This window comes from Glutamicibacter sp. FBE19 (assembly GCF_015524875.1).
In the GTDB taxonomy this organism is placed as follows: domain Bacteria; phylum Actinomycetota; class Actinomycetes; order Actinomycetales; family Micrococcaceae; genus Glutamicibacter; species Glutamicibacter halophytocola.
The window spans coordinates 487,546-504,457 of record NZ_JACKQN010000001.1; the positions used below are offsets into that span (position 1 = coordinate 487,546).

13 protein-coding genes and 1 pseudogene are annotated in these 16,912 nt (G+C 62.7%); 9 read left to right on the forward strand and 5 right to left on the reverse strand.

Annotated features, from left to right (window positions below; genetic code table 11):
* Positions 1–4: 4 nt before the first annotated feature.
* From H6F58_RS02210 to H6F58_RS02220, 3 genes are read right to left on the reverse strand one after another with little or no spacing between them, the layout of a single operon-like run.
* Complete coding sequence (locus H6F58_RS02210; protein ID WP_171919287.1) at positions 5–556, reverse strand: amino acid synthesis family protein; 552 nt, start codon at positions 554–556, stop codon at positions 5–7.
* Positions 553–1,212, reverse strand: coding sequence for an amino acid synthesis family protein (locus H6F58_RS02215; RefSeq protein ID WP_171919288.1), 660 nt, complete (start codon positions 1,210–1,212; stop codon positions 553–555). Before H6F58_RS02215 ends, H6F58_RS02210 begins: the two co-directional genes overlap by 4 nt.
* A gap of 36 nt (positions 1,213–1,248) precedes the next feature.
* Positions 1,249–1,944, reverse strand: coding sequence for a GntR family transcriptional regulator (locus H6F58_RS02220; protein ID WP_171919289.1), 696 nt, complete (start codon positions 1,942–1,944; stop codon positions 1,249–1,251).
* A 116-nt stretch (positions 1,945–2,060) separates the two neighbouring features.
* On the opposite strand from H6F58_RS02220, the gene H6F58_RS02225 reads away from it, so the two are divergent.
* From H6F58_RS02225 to H6F58_RS02250, 6 genes and pseudogenes are all read left to right on the forward strand, one after another.
* Positions 2,061–3,035 carry a flavin reductase gene (locus tag H6F58_RS02225; RefSeq protein ID WP_146276468.1) on the forward strand — a complete coding sequence of 325 codons (975 nt, stop codon included), beginning with the start codon at positions 2,061–2,063 and terminating at the stop codon, positions 3,033–3,035.
* A gap of 44 nt (positions 3,036–3,079) precedes the next feature.
* A complete protein-coding gene (locus tag H6F58_RS02230; RefSeq protein WP_146276466.1) occupies positions 3,080–4,729 on the forward strand; it encodes a BCCT family transporter in 1,650 nt (549 codons plus the stop codon).
* Between the two features lie 110 nt (positions 4,730–4,839).
* Positions 4,840–5,670 (forward strand): formate dehydrogenase accessory sulfurtransferase FdhD, encoded by an 831-nt coding sequence (fdhD, locus tag H6F58_RS02235; RefSeq protein WP_060702731.1) that lies wholly within the window; start codon positions 4,840–4,842, stop codon positions 5,668–5,670.
* A 57-nt stretch (positions 5,671–5,727) separates the two neighbouring features.
* Positions 5,728–8,049: an FdhF/YdeP family oxidoreductase gene (locus H6F58_RS02240; RefSeq protein WP_146276464.1), complete on the forward strand. Its 2,322-nt coding sequence runs from the start codon at positions 5,728–5,730 to the stop codon at positions 8,047–8,049.
* 92 nt (positions 8,050–8,141) lie between these two features.
* Positions 8,142–9,597, forward strand: a pseudogene (locus H6F58_RS02245) (nucleobase:cation symporter-2 family protein).
* Positions 9,598–9,774: 177 nt separating this feature from the next.
* Positions 9,775–11,250 carry a DUF222 domain-containing protein gene (locus H6F58_RS02250; protein ID WP_195181001.1) on the forward strand — a complete coding sequence of 492 codons (1,476 nt, stop codon included), beginning with the start codon at positions 9,775–9,777 and terminating at the stop codon, positions 11,248–11,250.
* 98 nt (positions 11,251–11,348) lie between these two features.
* Here H6F58_RS02250 and H6F58_RS02255 read toward each other — a convergent pair whose 3' ends face one another.
* The gene (locus tag H6F58_RS02255; protein ID WP_060702727.1) at positions 11,349–12,230 is read right to left on the reverse strand and encodes an SPFH domain-containing protein; all 882 of its coding nucleotides are present in this window, start codon (positions 12,228–12,230) and stop codon (positions 11,349–11,351) included.
* A gap of 133 nt (positions 12,231–12,363) precedes the next feature.
* On the opposite strand from H6F58_RS02255, the gene H6F58_RS02260 reads away from it, so the two are divergent.
* Positions 12,364–13,353 (forward strand): aldo/keto reductase, encoded by a 990-nt coding sequence (locus H6F58_RS02260; RefSeq protein ID WP_195181002.1) that lies wholly within the window; start codon positions 12,364–12,366, stop codon positions 13,351–13,353.
* Positions 13,354–13,375: 22 nt separating this feature from the next.
* On the opposite strand, the gene nirB is transcribed toward H6F58_RS02260, so the two are convergent.
* Complete coding sequence (nirB, locus tag H6F58_RS02265; protein ID WP_195181003.1) at positions 13,376–15,979, reverse strand: nitrite reductase large subunit NirB; 2,604 nt, start codon at positions 15,977–15,979, stop codon at positions 13,376–13,378.
* Positions 15,980–16,338: 359 nt separating this feature from the next.
* Between nirB and nirD the strand changes: the two genes are divergently transcribed.
* The gene (gene nirD / locus H6F58_RS02270) at positions 16,339–16,716 is read left to right on the forward strand and encodes a nitrite reductase small subunit NirD (protein ID WP_060702724.1); all 378 of its coding nucleotides are present in this window, start codon (positions 16,339–16,341) and stop codon (positions 16,714–16,716) included.
* Complete coding sequence (locus tag H6F58_RS18280) at positions 16,713–16,841, forward strand: hypothetical protein (protein ID WP_280521007.1); 129 nt, start codon at positions 16,713–16,715, stop codon at positions 16,839–16,841. Before nirD ends, H6F58_RS18280 begins: the two co-directional genes overlap by 4 nt.
* Positions 16,842–16,912 lie beyond the last annotated feature (71 nt).

Consider the following 16,912-nt stretch of genomic DNA (forward strand, 5'->3'; position numbering starts at 1 on the left):
GGGGCTACTGTTCGGTGGACAGCGGGGCCAGGCGTTGTTGCGGACGGCCACGGGTGGCGGCCGCCAGCGCGATCAGGATCTCGCCCGGATGCGGGGCATCGGAGACCTTCACTTCCACGCTCTGGTGGTGCGAGCGGATGGTCGCATCGGTGAAGTGCTTGAGCGGGATGTCGAACTGCACCCCGGCTGGCCCGCGCTTCTCCACTGCCGGAAGCAGGGTGGTGGCCTTGGCCGCGTCGCGGAAGTGGTTGCCGAACTTCAGGGTGTGGATCAGCGCCGAACCGTGCTCGATTTCGCCCTCCAGGCCCACAATGGCGGCCTTGCCGTAGGCCTCGAGCGGTGCGCCCAGGGCTTCGATTACCCGTGGGGCCAGCAGCGCGCCGAGTTCTGAAGCGACCGCATCGATGCCTTCGTTCAGGTCCTCGACGAAGCCCTGTCCGGCCCAGGGGTTATCGAACACGGCGGCGACAATGGCCACCTTGGCCACGGGATCAACCGGGCGTCCGCCTTCGGTGGCGATTTCCTCGACGATGGTCACTAGCTTGCGGTAGTTCATAGTTGGATTCCCTTCAGGATTTCGGATGTTACCGGGCGATCGGTGGTTCGATCTCCGATGCGGGCATGGGGCCGCGGTCCGCTGGAGGCTGCGGCAATCACCGCGATTTCCCCGGCGTGCGGGGCATCGGGCAGGTACAGGTCCATGGTCTGGTAGTGGGTGCGGGTGGCCGCAGCGTTCTTGTGCCACATCGGCACGCGCAGCGTTTCCCCGGGGACGCCGCGTCCGTCGGCGAAGCAGATGATGGAGGTTCCGCCCAGGGCTTCGCGCAGCAGGTTGCCGAAGTACGGGGTGTGGATCAGCGCTCCGGCATGCTCCAGTTCGCCGTCGCTGCCGACCAGGGCGGCCTTGCCGAAGGCCTCGACACTCTCCACCCCGCCCAGGGCCTCCAGCAGACGGTCGGAAATCAGCTTGGCCAGCAGCGGTGCGATGGCTTCGGTGCGCTCGGACAGATCGTGATCCGGACCGGTGCCCAGCCATGGGTTCGCAATGACCGCCATGGCGGTGGCCCGGGTGATGGTCCCCAAATTTTCGTGCGGCACTTCTTCAACGGTGCTCGATAATTTGCGCAGTCCGGTCGCTGCGGCAAAATCCGAGTAGCCAGCGAGTGTCGAACGGGTGCTCAGGTCGCTGGAAACGATCAAGGGAGGGTTCATCTGGATCTTCTTTCGTCTGGAGATCGGCGTCGGCCGCTAGCCCTTGGGGGCCTTGTCGTCTTTGAAGGCGGCGATGGTTGCTAATTGGCTTGAGGCGGCCACATGGCGGCGCATGACGAGTTCAGCGGCCAACGGGTCTTTTGAGCAGATGGCATCAATGATTGCCTGATGCTCGCTGGCAGAATTCTGCAGACGCCCCGGCTGGCTCAGGGTCTGCGAGACAATGCGCTGATAGGCCAGCTGATTCATCAGCAGGTCGTAGTGCTCGGAAAGCTTCCTGTTGTCGGCTCCAGCCACCAGGGTGCTGTGGAAATCGTGTACGAGGCGCGAGTACGCCTCAGTGTCTCCCCGCTTGACCGCGAGCTGGCTTTGCTCGACGTTGTCTTTGAGATGCTCGAGTTCAGGCACCGGGCCGCGCCGGGCCATCAGCCCGGCGGCGAGTCCTTCAAAAGACTCCTTCAAGGCAAACATTTCGTTGATTTCCCGTTGAGTGGGTTTTCTGACGAATGTTCCGACCCTGGAGCGCACTTCCACGAGGCCTTCGCGTTCCAGCTGTTTCAGGGCCTCGCGAATCGGAGTTCGACTGACCGAGAACTCCTGGGCCAGGGCCGTCTCTGCCAGCAGGTCGCCAGGCAATACTGCGCCGGTGACGATCATTTGGCGCAACCTGCTTAGCAGCGGCAGGTCAACTGCATTGTCTTGGCTGGTTTCAATCACTGAACTCTCTTGCATACAAGAACCATATCCACAGATGATCATGTATGCAAGAGATTCCTGACAATTCACGAATTTTTAAAGATTTCTGGAAATCTGTTGACTATGTCACATGCTTTGCTAGCATTTCTTGCATGCAACAAACACAACTTTCGCTCCAGCAAGTCAAGAATGCCCTCGTCGCCTCATGGGAAGCAGCATGGGACCACGGCAACGTGGATTCACTCGATGAGATCCTCCACGCCGATTACCAGCGAGTCAGCAACAAATCCAAGAAAGTCTCGACTGCCCAGTCCTTGAAAGAAGACATTTTGGCAGTGCGCGAGGCCTTCCCCGACCTGGTTACGACGATCGACCACTTGCTTGTTGATGACGCGGAACAGTCCATCGCCGTATTCTGGCGGACGAACGGAACCTTCACCAGGGCCTTGCAGGGCGTGCCGGCCACCGGCCATAGCGTGGAAACGCGGGGTTCGAATCTCTTGAAAGTCCAGGACGGGAAGGTCATTTCCGAGCAAGTCACGTGGGACCAGAGCGAATTGCTGGAAGACGTGGGAGTCCCATCGCTCAAATCGGCTTTTGAAACGCCGGACGACGGAATCGTCGTTGACGATCTGAGCGGGGTTCCGAACTTGGAGGAGCTCAAGGGCTTCAACCGGCAGTTCATCACCGGCGTCACCGTGGTGACCACAAAAGATGAGAACGGCGCACCGCGAGGGCTGGCCGCGAATTCCTACGTCTCGGTCTCCCTGGAGCCGCCACTGGTACTGGTATGCGTCCAGAAGACGACGAGCACCTACGCTTCGCTCTTCAAGTCAACGCACCTGGGCATCAACATCATGAGCAACGAACAGCGTGAAACCGTGGGCACCTTCGCCTCCAAGGCGGACGACAAATTCGCGAACCTGGCCTGGCACGAAGGACCGAACGGCACTCCGATGCTCGACGGTTCCGCTGCGTCGATCGAGGCCGAAATCAAGGAGCGCTTCCAGGCCAAGACCCACACCGTATTCATTGCGAAGGTCAAGCACTCGGAAGTCGCAGACATCGAACCGATGATCTACAAGGCCGGCCGATTCTTCGACGGCGCAGAATTGCAAGCACTCTAAGCCAGCCGTGAGCAGGCTCCACTATTGCTAAGGAATTCAAGGAAATGAATATCGACACGAACCGCAATCAGGGGCCGGTGGGCGGGCCAACCCTCACCGGTGGCGAATTGCACCATGCTTCGAGTTCGGCCGACTCCAAGAAGGTCTATCAGAAACTCCATGGCCCGGGCAGCGTATTGGCTATTTCGCTGCTGCTAGTTGTTGCGTTCGTGTTGTGGGCAGCGATTGCCCCGGAACAGCTCAACGGACTGATGTCCGGCGCTTCCTCGTGGTTTGCGCAATACATCGGCTGGAGCTACCTGGTGGTCACGCTCGGATGCATCTTCTTGATGCTGTTCCTGGGCTTCTCGCGCTACGGTGGAATCCGGCTGGGCAAAGACCATGATCGTCCCGAATTCTCCACCTGGGCGTGGATCGCCATGATCCTCGGGGCGGTCATGGGGATTGGATTGATCAGCTATGGCGCGGCAGAACCCATGAGCCACTTCATGGATCCGCCGCACAACCGGGCCGAGCCAGGGACCATGGATGCGGCGGTTCTTGCGCTGCAATTCTCCTACTTCGATTGGGGACCGAACGCGTGGGCGCTCTTCGGGGTCTTCGGCCTGGCCATTGCCTACTCAACCCACCGCCGCGGAAACTCGGGGCTGGTCTCGGTGATGCTGCGCCCGATCCTGGGCAAGTCAATGGATGGCGTGCTGGGCAAGACCATCGACGTTTTCACTGTTCTGGCAACGCTCTTTGGCACGACGACGTCCCTGGGGCTGGGCGCATCGCAAATCGCCGAGGGATTCAACCGGTTGTTCGGCATTCCCACGGACATCTTCGTCAAGATCGTCATCATCGCTGGCGTGACGATCATCTTCACCCTCTCCGCCCTGTCCGGAGTGGGCAAGGGCATCAAGTGGCTTAGCCAGGGCACCATGATTGGTGCCGCCCTGATCGGGATCTTCGTCTTCATCTCCGGTCCATCCGGATTCATCAGCAATATCTATTTCCGGTCCATGGGCCAGTTCCTGGCGGAATTCCCTGCGGTGGCGCTGCTGACGCCGTCAAACGCCGAGGACCTGCAGTGGATGCAGTGGTGGACCTACTTCATGATGGCCTGGTGGCTGAGCTGGGGAGCCTTCGTCGGCATTTTCTTGGCGCGCATTTCCAAGGGCCGCACCATCCGCGAGTTCGTGATTGCCGTGATGGGTGTTCCATCGCTGGTCTTCAGCATCTGGTTCAGCATCTTCGGCGGAACCTCGATGCACCAGGAAATGCACGGTTCCTCCGGCATCGGCCAGGCCACCCTCGCCGATACCAATAGCACCTTCTTCGCGATGCTGGCCGAGCTGCCCTTGCCGGCAGTGACCTCTGCATTCACGGTGATCCTCGTGGTGCTCTTCTTCATCACCGGTGCAGATTCCAATACCTACGTGCTGGGGACCCTGACATCAGGCGGAAATATGTACCCGAAGCGCCCGATCCTGACCATCTGGGGGCTGCTGACCGGAGTCTGCGCAATCGTGCTCCTCCTGGTCGGTGGCCTGGAAGCGCTGCAGCAAGCGGCCATCTTGTCGGCCGTTCCGTTTACGGTCATTGTGACGCTGCTGGGCATGTCGCTGGTCAAGGAGCTGAGGAACGACACCCGGCTGCCGCTGGCGGCCTACAAGGAAAAAACGGCAACGGGAGTTCGCAGCGGCCAGTGAGCAGTTGCCGGGCTGATTTGCGGCCTCCAGGGACATCGGGCACTGCGTTTTCGCCTGTGGTGTGCGAGTATTGGCCAGAGCAACAAGAAGCACCGCAAGGAGCAGCCAAGATGGGCCGTAAGATCGTTCGCCGCCGGGTTATTCGCGCCACGCGAGAGGGCGGCTGGCGCCCGCGCGAGGAGAAACTGGCCGGCGAGGAACCGCTGGAAATCCGTTTCGGGCATACCTCGTACACCACCTCGATGCGCACCCCGGGCGACGATTTCGACATGGTCGCCGGGTTCCTCGTGGGCGAGGGCGTGATCCGGGCCTCCGAGCAGCTGCTTTCCCTGCGCTACTGCGCGGGCACCGATGAGGAAGGCAACCAGACCTTCAACGTCATCGAGGTGCAGCTGGGTCCCGGGGCCACGCCCCCGGATGCGGCGAAGGCGCGCAATGTGGTGACCAGTTCGGCCTGCGGGATCTGCGGCACCAACTCGATCGACGAGGTGCGCAAGAAGGCCGGGTTCGAGCTGGATGCCTCGGCCGGGTCGATCGAACTGGAGACCTTGCTGGATTTACCCGACACCCTGCGCGAGTCGCAGAAGCTGTTCTCTTCCACCGGGGGAGTGCACGCGGCGGGGCTGTTTTCCACCGCCGGCGAATTGCTGATCCTGCGCGAGGACGTGGGGCGGCATAATGCGGTGGACAAGGTGATCGGGGCGGCGCTGCGCTCCGGAATGCTGCCGCTGAAGGATACGGTGCTGCAGGTTTCCGGACGCGCCTCCTTCGAACTGGTGCAGAAGGCGGCGATGGCCGGAATTCCGCTGCTCACCGCGGTCAGCGCGCCTTCCTCCCTGGCCGTGGATCTGGCCGATGAGACGGGTCTGACGCTGGCGGCTTTTTCGCGCAAGCACAGCGTGAACATTTATACACATGCGCATCGGATCAATAAGGCGTAGCCTTGTAATATGTGAGCTGGATATCAGTACCGGTCGCGTCACCACCAGGAGGGTTTCATGCATCGTTCGGCACCTAAAAAAGACATCAACGAGGATGATCTGAAAGTCAGCGAACCTGCCCATGCCGCCGCGGGCCTCAAAGCGGTCATGGTCTCCATGGAGCGCGGCTTCAGCCAGGCCGGAGCATCGCGCACCCTGCGCTCGATGCTGCGGGTGAACCAGCATGGCGGCTTCGACTGCCCGGGCTGCGCCTGGCCCGAATCCATCACCGAACGCCGCAAGCCGGCCGAATTCTGCGAAAACGGCGCCAAGGCCATCGCCGAGGAAGCCAGCGCCCGCACCGTCACCCCCGAATGGTTTGCCCAGCACTCCATCGAGGACCTGCGCGACAAGACCGAATACTGGCTGGGCTCCCAGGGCCGGATCACCACCCCGATGATCATCCACGAGGGCGAGAGCCACTACCAGCCGATCAGCTGGGCGCAGGCCTTTTCCACCATCGCGGAGCACGTGAACGCCACCACCTCCGATCGCTGCGTGTTCTACACCTCCGGGCGCACCGCCAACGAGACCGCGTTCATGTACCAGCTGCTCGCCCGTTCGCTGGGCACCAACAACCTTCCGGACTGCTCGAACATGTGCCACGAATCCTCGGGCACCGCGCTGAATCCGACGATCGGCATCGGCAAGGGCACCGTCTCGCTGGAGGACTTCGAGCACACCGAGCTGATTTTTGTGGTTGGCCAGAACCCGGGCACCAACCACCCGCGCATGCTCTCCGCGCTGTCCGACGCGCGCAAGCGCGGGGCCCGCGTGGTCGCGATCAACCCGCTGCCCGAAGCCGGCTTCTTCGGCTTCAAGGATCCGCAGACCGTGGGCGGCATGCTGGGCAAGGCCGAGCCGGTGGCCAGCGACTTCCTGCAGATCAAGGTCGGCGGGGATCTGGCCCTGTTCCAGGCCTTCGGCCACCTGCTGCTCGAAGAGGAGAAGAAGAACCCGGGCAGCGTGGTGGACCACGAGTTCATCGCCCAGGTGACCGACGGATTCGACGCCTACCGCGCAGCGCGTGCCACCGTGGACTGGGAAGCCACCGAAGAGGCCACGGGCCTGAGTCGCGAGCAGATCACCGAGATCGCGCAGCTGCTGATCAAGTCCAAGGCCACCATCATCTGCTGGGCGCTGGGGTTGACCCAGCAGCCGCACTCGGTGCCGACGCTGAAGGAAATCATCAACCTGCTGCTGATGCAGGGCAACTTCGGCAAGCCCGGCGCCGGCGCCTGCCCGGTGCGCGGCCACTCCAACGTCCAGGGTGATCGCACCATGGGCATCTGGGAGAAGCCCACCGAGAAGCTGCTGGCCTCGATCGACGCCGAATTCGGCATCAGCTCCCCGCGCGCCCACGGCTACGACTCCACCGAAACCCTGCACGCCTTCGAAAAGGACGAGGTAGACGTGTTCGTCTCCATGGGCGGCAACTTCGCGCTGGCCAACTCGGACACCGAAGCGCTGGAAGCGGGCATGCAGCGGGCCAAGCTGACCGTGCACATCTCCACCAAGCCCAACCGCTCGCATGTGGTGCACGGCAAGACCTCGCTGATCCTGCCCACCCTGGGCCGCACCGACAAGGACGACAAGCACCCGGGCGGGGCGCAGTTCCTCTCGGTGGAGGACTCCATGTCGGTCATCAAGTCCACCCGCGGACGGCTCACCCCGGTCTCCGAGCACCTGCTGGCCGAACCGGTGATCGTCGCCCGCATGGCCCAGGCGATCCTGGGCGAGGACCACCCGGTCAACTGGCGCGCCATGGCCGAGGACTACGACGTGATCCGCGACCACATCGAGAAGGTGCTGCCCGGCTTCGAGAACTTCAACGCCCGGGTGCGCGAAAAGAACGGCTTCGTGCTGCCCAACCCGCCGCGCGACACCCGCTCCTTCGCCACCGACATCGGCAAGGGCCGGTTCACCGTCTCGGACTTCGAGGCGCTGAAAGCCCCCGAGGGACACCTGATCCTGCAGACCATGCGCAGCCACGACCAGTACAACACCACCTTCTACGGGCTCGATGACCGCTATCGCGGCATCAAGGACGGCCGCCGGGTCATCCTGGTCAACCCGGAAGACCTGGAGCAGACCGGGTTCAAGGACCGCGACCTGGTCGACGTGATCTCCACCTTCGCCGGCACCGAGCGCCGCGCCAACCGCTTCCGGCTGGTCTCCTACCCGACGGCCAAGGGCTGCGTGGCGGCCTACTACCCGGAGGCGAACGCGCTGGTGCACCGCGATCTGGTGGCCCGCGAATCGAACACCCCGGGCTTCAAGGCCATGATGGTGCGCTTCGTGGAGCACACCCAGCAGCCCGGGCGCACGCTGGATAGCTGATCTATCGGGCTCATGCGGGAGAATTGAGGGCGGGGCGCATCCCGGCAACGCGGGATGCGCCAATTTGCAGTCCACCGCAGAGGATTTTCCCCATGAGCACCAGACCCGAAGACGAACGCCTGAGCCCCGGCCGCACCGTGGCCTACGGCTTCCAGCACGTGCTGACCATGTACGGCGGAATCATCGCCCCGCCGCTGGTCATGGGCGGGGCGGCCGGCATGGACACCGCGCAGATGGGCGTGCTGGTGGCCTGCTGCCTGTTCATCGGCGGCCTGGCCACGATCCTGCAGACCCTGGGCATCCCGTTCTTCGGCGCCCAGCTGCCGCTGGTGCAGGGCACGTCCTTCTCCGGGGTGGCCACCATGATCGCCATCCTCAATGGCGGCGGGGGGGATGCCCGCGGTTTTTGGCGCGGTGCTCGCCTCGGGCGCGATCGGCATCCTGATCGCCCCGTTCTTCGCCAAGCTGCTGCGCTTCTTCCCGCCGGTGGTCACCGGCGTGGTCATCACCATCATCGGCGTCTCGCTCTTCCCGGTCACCGCGGATTGGGCCATGGGCGGGTCGGCCGCCGGCGATAGCTACGGGTCGATGAAAAACATCGCCCTGGCCGCGATCACCCTGCTGATCCTGCTGGCCTTGTCCAAGTCCGGGGTGGCCGCCTTCTCGCGCCTCTCGATCCTGCTCTCCATCGCCCTGGGCACCCTGGTGGCCGTTCTCATGGGCATGGCCGACTTCTCGCAGGCGCTCGCCGGCGAGATCTTCGCGGTGCCGGCGCCCTTCGCCTTTGGCGCACCGGTCTTCGAAGTCAGCGCCATCATCTCGATGATGATCGTCATCCTGGTGACCTACACCGAGACCACCGCCGACATGCTCGCGGTCGCCGAAATCACCGGCTCCAAGGTGGATTCGCGCCGCATCGCCAACGGCCTGCGCGCCGACATGCTCTCCTCGGCGGTCGGCCCGATCTTCAATACCTTCACCCAGTCGGCCTTCGCGCAGAATGTCGGCCTGGTCGCGATCACCGGGGTGAAAAGCCGCTTTGTGGTCGCTGCCGGTGGCGGCATCCTCGTGGTCCTGGGCCTGCTGCCGGTGCTTGGCCGCGTCATCGCCTCGATCCCGCAGCCGGTGCTCGGCGGCGCCGGCGTGGTGCTCTTCGGCTCGGTCGCCGCTGCCGGCATCCGCACCCTGGCCAAGGCCAAGGAGGACAACATGAACATGCTGATCATCGCGACCTCGCTGGCCTTTGGCTGCATCCCGATGGTCAAGCCCGACTTCTATGCCGCCTTCCCCGCCTGGGTGGGCACGATTTTCCAATCGAGCATTTCCTCGGCGACGATCATGGCCGTGCTGCTGAACATCATCTTCAACGAGCTGAACTGGGGCAAGAAGGAAACCTCGCAGCGTTCCATCTACAAGCACCAGCTTGAGGGGCTGGCCGACGGCGATCACCTCGTGGACGGCAAGCTCTACGACCAGCAGGGACTGGAAGTGCAAATCATCGCCGAGCAGCCCGGCCAGGCCGGCGATCGGCCGATGCCCCAGGGCTAGATTTGTGGCGCGCCCGTTCGAACACCACGACCACGTGCACGCCCATGCCACCTCGGGCCTATCCGCTCTGAACTTGAAATACCATCGCTGACTGGTAACTTTACCGTGTTCTAAAAGTTATCCACCCGCAACCAAACCATCGAAGACATATTCGACTAACCAGCGTAAAATAAGAACATGTCCGAAACCACGATCCCCCCAGCGCAAACCCCCAACCCCGAGAACCACGACGGATTCACCGCCGTGGTCAAAGGACTGGAAACCAGCCTGGCACACATCGAGGAACACGGAACCACCGAGGAATGCCTCACCAGCATCGCCCGCCTGGAACGCGCCATCTCCTCCCTGCGCTACCACCAAGCAGCCCTCGCCCACCAAACCGAAATCAACGTCGTCCACCAGAACGCCACCCGCGGCAACCTCAAGCAGCTGAACCGCGGCACCGCCGCCACCATAGCCCTCGCCCGCAAAGCAGACCCCCACGGCTACCGCGAATACCTCGAAAACTGCCGCATCCTCTTCAACGACACCCCGCACCTGGCCGCCGCCTACAGCCGCGGCGAATTCACCGAAGCCCAAATGCGCGCCATCCTCACCCCGCTGCGCATCCTCAAAGCCGAACGCCGCACCGAATTCGATCACCTGTACGCCAAGAACCCCCGACTGTTCGCCAACCAGGGCACCAGGAAAATCAGCGACACCGTCAAGGACTTCACCTACGCCTACGCCTCGGACGACCAGTGCAAAGAACAAAAAAGCGCTGAAGAGCAACGCCGCATCAAATTCACCGCGCACCCGGACACCGGCATGATGAGCCTCCACGCCGAACTGCCCATCATCGCCGGCCTGGCCCTGAAAAACGACATCAAGGCAAAATCCACAAGCCTCAAAGCCCACGGCGACCCGCGCACCCGCGCGCAAATCGAAGCCGACTACCTCTCCAGCTTCTGCACCAGCCCGGACGCGACAGTGCCCGTGAACATGAACGTCGCACTGGTCATGACCGACAAGACCCTCTTCCTCGGCGACCGGCAGCCAGCCTACCTCGACGGCTACGGGGTCATCGCCCCGCAATACGCGCGCGAGCTGGTCGCCGGCAAGGAAATCCTGAACAACATGACCCTCGCGGAAATGGCCACCACCCGGCCCCCGGCCTTCATCGACACCCTGGAAGCGAGCATCGAGCTGATCCGCCTCTATACCGCCCCCGGGGACCGGGAGCTGATCGCGATGGACTCCACCGCACGGATCTTCCCGGAGAAAATGAAGAAGTTCATCAGAACCCGCGACCGGCGCTGCCGCACCCCCTTCTGCGACGGGATGATCGAGGAAATCGACCACGTCACCCAGGCCTGCCTGGGCGGGCGCACCTGCGTGGTCAACGCCGATGGAAGGTGCAAGTTCTGCAACCAGGCCAAGGAAACCCCCGGAAGGCAGGAAATTGTCATCTCCCGGGGGCCGCACCGGATGAAGATCGCTACCGGAATGGGGCCGACGTACCATTCCACCGCTCCGCCGGCGACAGGTTTTGCGCATCAGCCCTATCCGCAGTGCATGAGCGAAGCTGACTGGGTGCGTTCCTTCGAGGACTGGCTGAACCGGCCGCCGGACACCGGGAGCAGTCCGCCGGATATCGAGGATATCTCTGCCTGATCGGGGCTACCTGCCCGCACGGGGAGTAGAACGCGAGCTGGAAACAGCAATCGCCCCAGTCCATACGAACTGGGGCGAGTTGTGCCTGGCGGTGAATGCTACTTGTTGTTCTTGTCGCCAGTCATGGTAATTGGCTGAACTCCAGAATTCGGGAAACATCCAATCGGGCTCTGGTTTGATTCCGCCACAATGTCCAAGCACTTGGATGTCAACGTTTCCGGCGTCAGGGAACGTTCCAGGATCTTGTTGGCTTCGGCTTCAGCGGTGCTGGTCTGCTTGCGCTGTTCAGCCACGCGCGTCTTGGCCGCTTCGGCTTGAAGCTCATTGATGCGGTTCTGCGTCGGCTCATCGAAGTTGATGATTGGCAGGGTGACAGAACGGATTTCTATCTGGGTCTTCACCTTGCCCTGCATCTTTTCCTGCACTGCCTTGGCCAGCCCCTCAAGATCCTGGCCGCCCTTCGATGGCTCGGTGTAGGCCAAAGGGTCATAGGTAGCCATGACTTCATTCAACGTGGCTCGGAAATTTCGATCCACCAGGTTCGACTGGATGCCCTCAAAGGTTCGGTAGTCCAGGAACACGTCCATGGCATCGTCGGTCTTCAGCTGCCACTGGATCGAAGCATCAACATTGGCACGGCCGTTGTTTCCCAGGCGAACGGGAATGCCGCTGTCGCCGGAATAGACGTCGTTCTGCACGGAGCCATCCAGCTTCTCGACCTTTTCCCACGGCCACTTCAGGTGGAAGCCGTTGCTCACCACGGATGTCGGCTTTCCCAGCGCGACCTTCACGCCAACGGTGCGAGGCTGGACGATGGTGGTGGACATGATGCCAAGAACGACCAGCGAGACGGCAAAAACGCCAATGCCGGTGGCACGCGTTGCGGAACGGTTCTTGTTCTCAGGTTTCATCGTTTTGCCGGCCAGCATGACGACCAGGCCGATGAGCGCGCAGAACAGCGCAAAAATGGTGGGAAACATGATCTCCTCGATGTTGTGATGACAGTGAATATTCTATCGAATGGATCATAAAGAATTTGGTTGAAACGCCGATTGGGCAGCAACGCCTCGTCTTCCATGCGTGAAATGGAGGTGACGCACTACACTCGAAACCATGCAACAACGAGAACTTGGACGTACGCAACGCAATGTTTCTGTCATCGGCTTGGGAACCTGGCAACTTGGCGCCGACTGGGGGTCGGTAGAAGAGTCCGATGCCTTGGCCGTGCTCGATGCAGCCTATGAATCGGGCGTGAACTTCTTCGATACCGCCGACGTGTATGGAGATGGCCGCAGCGAACAACTGATCGGCACATGGCTGAAAAATAATTCCGATGCCGACATCACCGTAGCCACCAAGATGGGGCGCCGCGTCGACCAGCTGCCGGAAAACTACAATCTCGACGCATTCCGCGCATGGAATGACCGGTCGCGCGCCAATCTCGGGGTGGATACGCTGGACCTGGTTCAGCTGCATTGCCCGCCAACCCCGGTGTACACCACCGAGGCCACCTACGATGCGCTGGATGCCATGGTGGAGGAAGGACGCATGGCAAATTACGGTGTCTCGGTGGAAACTGCAGAGGAAGCCTTGGCCGCCATTGCCCGGCCAAATATTGCCACCGTGCAGATCATCATCAATGCCTTCCGGCACAAGCCGCTGGAACTCGTTCTTCCTGCAGCGCGCAAGGCGGGCGTCGGAATCATCGCGCGCGTCCCGCTGGCCAGCGGCCTGCTGGCCAACCGCTACACCCTGCAAACCGAGTTCGCGAAGGACGATCACCGCAATTACAACCGCGACGGCTCAGCGTTCGACGTGGGGGAGACCTTCTCCGGTGTCGACTACGCAACCGGAGTCCAAGCCGCCGGGCAGTTTGCGCAGTTGGCCTCCGCAGAAGCTCCCGGGGCCACCAGCGCGCAGGTAGCGCTGGCTTGGCTGGCTGTGCAAGAGGGAATCAGCACCATCATTCCCGGCGCGCGCAACCCGGAACAGGCGCGAGCCAACGCGGCGGCCGGGTCACTGGAGATCAGCGAGGGCTTCAAGAAGTCAGTACGCGATCTCTACGATTCCTCGCTGCGCGCACAAATCCACCCGCGCTGGTAGCAGCGCGGGTGGATCAGGCCGATTAGTGCTGCGGCGCTCCGACCGGGATGCTGGCACCTAGTGCCACCGGCTCGGCGGGGCGCCGCTGGCCGCGTTCGGACACGTACTCCAGGGCAGTATCCGGTTCGGCAGTGTTCACGAAGGAGCGGAAACGCTTGAGCTTGACCGGGTCGGCCAAGGTGGCAGCCCATTCGTCCTCGTAGTTGGCCACGTGGGATTCCATGGCTGCTTCCAGCGCTTCGGCCAGGCCCAGCGAATCCTCCACGACCACCTGCTTGGCATGATCCAGGCCGCCTTCCAGATCCTGCAGCCAGTGCGCGGTGCGCTGCAGCTTGTCCGCGGTGCGGATGTAGTACATCAGGTAGCGGTCGATGTACTTGAACAGCGTCTCATCATCCAGTCCGCCAGCCAGCAGCTGGGCATGGGCCGGGTTGGCGCCGCCGTTTCCGCCGACATAGAGGTTCCAGCCTTCGGAGGTGGCGATCACGCCAATGTCCTTGGCGCGGGCCTCGGCGCATTCGCGGGCACACCCCGAAACGCCCATCTTCAGCTTGTGCGGGGCACGCAGGCCGCGGTAGCGCAGCTCCATCTCGATGCCCAGGGCGGTGGAATCGAGCATGCCGTAACGGCACCACGAGGAACCGACGCAGGTTTTCACATTGCGCAGCGACTTGCCGTAGGCCTGGCCCGATTCGAACCCGGCGTCCACCAGTTCACGCCAGATATCCGGCAGCTGCTCCAGCCGGGCGCCGAACATGTCGATGCGCAGGCCACCGGTGAGCTTGGTGTACAGGCCGTACTTCTGGGCGACGGCGGCGATCACGCCGAGCTTCTCCGGGGTGATTTCGCCACCTGGAATACGCGGAACCACCGAGTAGGTGCCGTCCTTCTGCATATTGGCCAGCACGCGGTCGTTGGTGTCCTGGGCTCCGGCCAAACCGGCATCCATCGGGTGGACCGCGGTCTGCGAGGAGAGGATGTTGGCGATCACCGGCTTGCAGATATCACAGCCCGATCCGGAGCCAAAACGCTCCATGACCTCGCTGTAGGTGTGCAGGTCGGCCACTTGGATGGCTTCATAGAGCTCGGGGCGGGAGAAGGAGATGTGCTCGCACAGGGCGGTGGAAACTTCGGCCCCGTCCTTTTTCATCTGGGATTCCATCAGCTTCTTGAGCATCGGCACGCAGGAACCGCACTGGGTTCCGGCGCGGGTGCAGCCCTTGAGGCCCGAAACCGTGGTGACCGGGTCCTTGCCCTCGCAGCTGCCACACCCCGAAACGGCATCGCGGATGGCGCCGGCGGAGACGTTGTTGCATGAGCACAGCACCGCGTCATCGGGCAATTCGCTCTCTGGAGCTTCGCCGCCCAGCGCGCTGAGGTAGGCGCCGGGTTCGCCGGGAAGCTCGCGTCCGAGCATCGGGCGCAGCGACTGATACGGGGTGGCGTCGCCGACAAAGATGCCGCCGAGCAGGGTCTTCGCATCGGCGGAGACCACCAGCTTCTGGTACAGGCCGCGGGGCGCGTCGGCGTAGACCACTTCCAGGGCGCCGTCGGTGCGGGCAAAGGCATCACCGAAGCTGGCCACATCCACACCGGAGAGCTTGAGCTTGGTGGCGGTATCGAAACCGGCGAATTCGGCCTCTCCGCCGGCAAGCTGTTCGGCAACGATCTCGGCCATGGAGTTCGCCGGGGCGACCAGGCCAATGCACAGGCCCTCGAAGTTCGCGACCTCGCCCACGGCCCAGATGTGCTCGATGTCGGTGGCGCACTTCGCGTTGATGACCACGCCGCCGCGCGGGCCCATGGCGAAGCGGTCAGCCTCGCTGCCCGAGTCTTCCAGGGCCTGGTTGTAGTTGCGGATCAGCTCATCGCGCGGGCGCACGCCGATGGAAACCACGACCATGTCGGCCTCGATCACCCGGTCGTCGGCCATCAGCACGCCGGTGACGGTTGAGCCCTCGGCGAGGACTTCCTTGGGGAAAACTCCGCCGTGCACGGTGAAGCCGGTCTGCTCGATCAACCGGCCCATGGCCTGGCCTGCTCCCTCGTCCAGCTGGGTGCCCATCAGCCATTTTCCGCCGTCGATCACCACTGCCTGCGCGCCCAGTGCCTGGGCGCCGGCGGCGGCTTCCAGGCCGAGCAGGCCGCCACCGATGGTGGCAACTACCGGGGCGCGGCCCAGGGTGGTCTTCAGTTCCTCGACCTTCTCGGCGATGGACCAGACATCTTCCAGGGTGCGGTAGACGAAGGTGTGCTCGTTGCCCGGGATGGGCAGCGTGGCGGCGTTGGAGCCGGTGGCCAGGACCAGTTCGTCGTAGCCGAAGCTGCGTCCATCGGCGGTCGTGACGGTGCGCTGTTCGCTGTTGATGGCTACGGCCTTGGCGCCGGTTTCCAGGGTGACGTGCTCGGCTTCCCAGAGCGTTGCATCGCCCAGGGTCAGGTCCACGTCGCGATCAGTCAGTGCCTTGGACAGGGCCACGCGATCGTAGGGCAGGTGGGCTTCTTCGGTCAGTACCGTGATGTGAAGGTTCTGCGGCGCGCGGCTGGCCAGCGATTCGGTGAATCGGTGTGCTGCGGGACCGCCGCCAATTACCAGGACGCGGCGTTCGGTGTGTGTAGTACCCATGATCAGATTCGACTTTCGCTGGGAAACGGGGAGTTTCAGGCTGTTGACACCACTGTAGGAAGCCGTTTTTGCCGTGCAATTTCCCTTGTGTTTCGGCCGACGTAAATCTCTTCCCCAGCCCCGCAGGTGGCGGTTAAAGCTGCGAAACATGGTGGACTTATTGCCCGCGGAAAGCTGGTTCCCGCGCGGGTGCGGGGGCGGAGAATTGCAGGAAATTCCGGTGCAAATGCGGACTCACGCTCCCTTGATCTGCTGTTAGCCAGGGTTTACCGCCTAGCAATCGCCCACGGCCTTGGGCGAAACACGCGGATCCTAAGCTCGGTATATCAGCGAACACCAACCACCAAAGGAACCTGTTCATGAGCACGCAATTTGCCGAAGAGACCCTCGAAGAAACCCTGAGTTTTGCGCCGGTATGCCGTAGCGAAGAACTTGAGCCAGGCTGGGGCGAAGCCCTGCTGCTCGAAGGCGCCCAGCTGGCGCTGTTCCGCACCGACGCCGACACCTTTTATGCCACCTCGCACCACTGCCCAACCAGCAGCGCCAAGGTGATGGCCCGCGGCATCCTGGGCGACACCGTGGTGGAGGGCCAAGCGGTGGCCACCGTGGCCTGCCCGCTGCACAAGGAGGTCTACCGGCTGGATACCGGTGCCTGCTTGAACGCCGATTCGCCGGCGCTGCCAGTGCACAAGATGATGGAAGTTGAAGGCCAGCTGTGGATGGAGCAGATCAAATGAACAGCGCAGAAAGCAGCGCCAATATGGAGCGCAGCAGCAAAGCGGAGCAAGGCATCAAGGTAGAACACAGCGCTTGGCAGGGCTGGTTCGAAGTCCACGATCAGGGCGGGATGCTTGCAGCCTGAGACCAGCACCAAGCAACTGCATCACCAGCAACTGAATCACATGAAACAACGCAGGGACGAGATATCTCGTC

Excerpts from the sequence above, each read along its gene's own strand:
- H6F58_RS02220 (WP_171919289.1), bottom strand. The coding sequence starts at position 1,944 with ATGCAAGAGAGTTCAGTGATTGAAACCAGCCAAGACAATGCAGTTGAC.
- H6F58_RS02215 (WP_171919288.1), bottom strand. The coding sequence starts at position 1,212 with ATGAACCCTCCCTTGATCGTTTCCAGCGACCTGAGCACCCGTTCGACA.
- nirD (WP_060702724.1), top strand. The coding sequence starts at position 16,339 with ATGAGCACGCAATTTGCCGAAGAGACCCTCGAAGAAACCCTGAGTTTT.
- fdhD (WP_060702731.1), top strand. The coding sequence starts at position 4,840 with ATGGGCCGTAAGATCGTTCGCCGCCGGGTTATTCGCGCCACGCGAGAG.
- nirB (WP_195181003.1), bottom strand. The coding sequence starts at position 15,979 with ATGGGTACTACACACACCGAACGCCGCGTCCTGGTAATTGGCGGCGGT.
- H6F58_RS18280 (WP_280521007.1), top strand. The coding sequence starts at position 16,713 with ATGAACAGCGCAGAAAGCAGCGCCAATATGGAGCGCAGCAGCAAAGCG.
- H6F58_RS02225 (WP_146276468.1), top strand. The coding sequence starts at position 2,061 with ATGCAACAAACACAACTTTCGCTCCAGCAAGTCAAGAATGCCCTCGTC.
- H6F58_RS02250 (WP_195181001.1), top strand. The coding sequence starts at position 9,775 with ATGTCCGAAACCACGATCCCCCCAGCGCAAACCCCCAACCCCGAGAAC.
- H6F58_RS02210 (WP_171919287.1), bottom strand. The coding sequence starts at position 556 with ATGAACTACCGCAAGCTAGTGACCATCGTCGAGGAAATCGCCACCGAA.
- H6F58_RS02230 (WP_146276466.1), top strand. The coding sequence starts at position 3,080 with ATGAATATCGACACGAACCGCAATCAGGGGCCGGTGGGCGGGCCAACC.
- H6F58_RS02260 (WP_195181002.1), top strand. The coding sequence starts at position 12,364 with ATGCAACAACGAGAACTTGGACGTACGCAACGCAATGTTTCTGTCATC.
- H6F58_RS02255 (WP_060702727.1), bottom strand. The coding sequence starts at position 12,230 with ATGTTTCCCACCATTTTTGCGCTGTTCTGCGCGCTCATCGGCCTGGTC.
- H6F58_RS02240 (WP_146276464.1), top strand. The coding sequence starts at position 5,728 with ATGCATCGTTCGGCACCTAAAAAAGACATCAACGAGGATGATCTGAAA.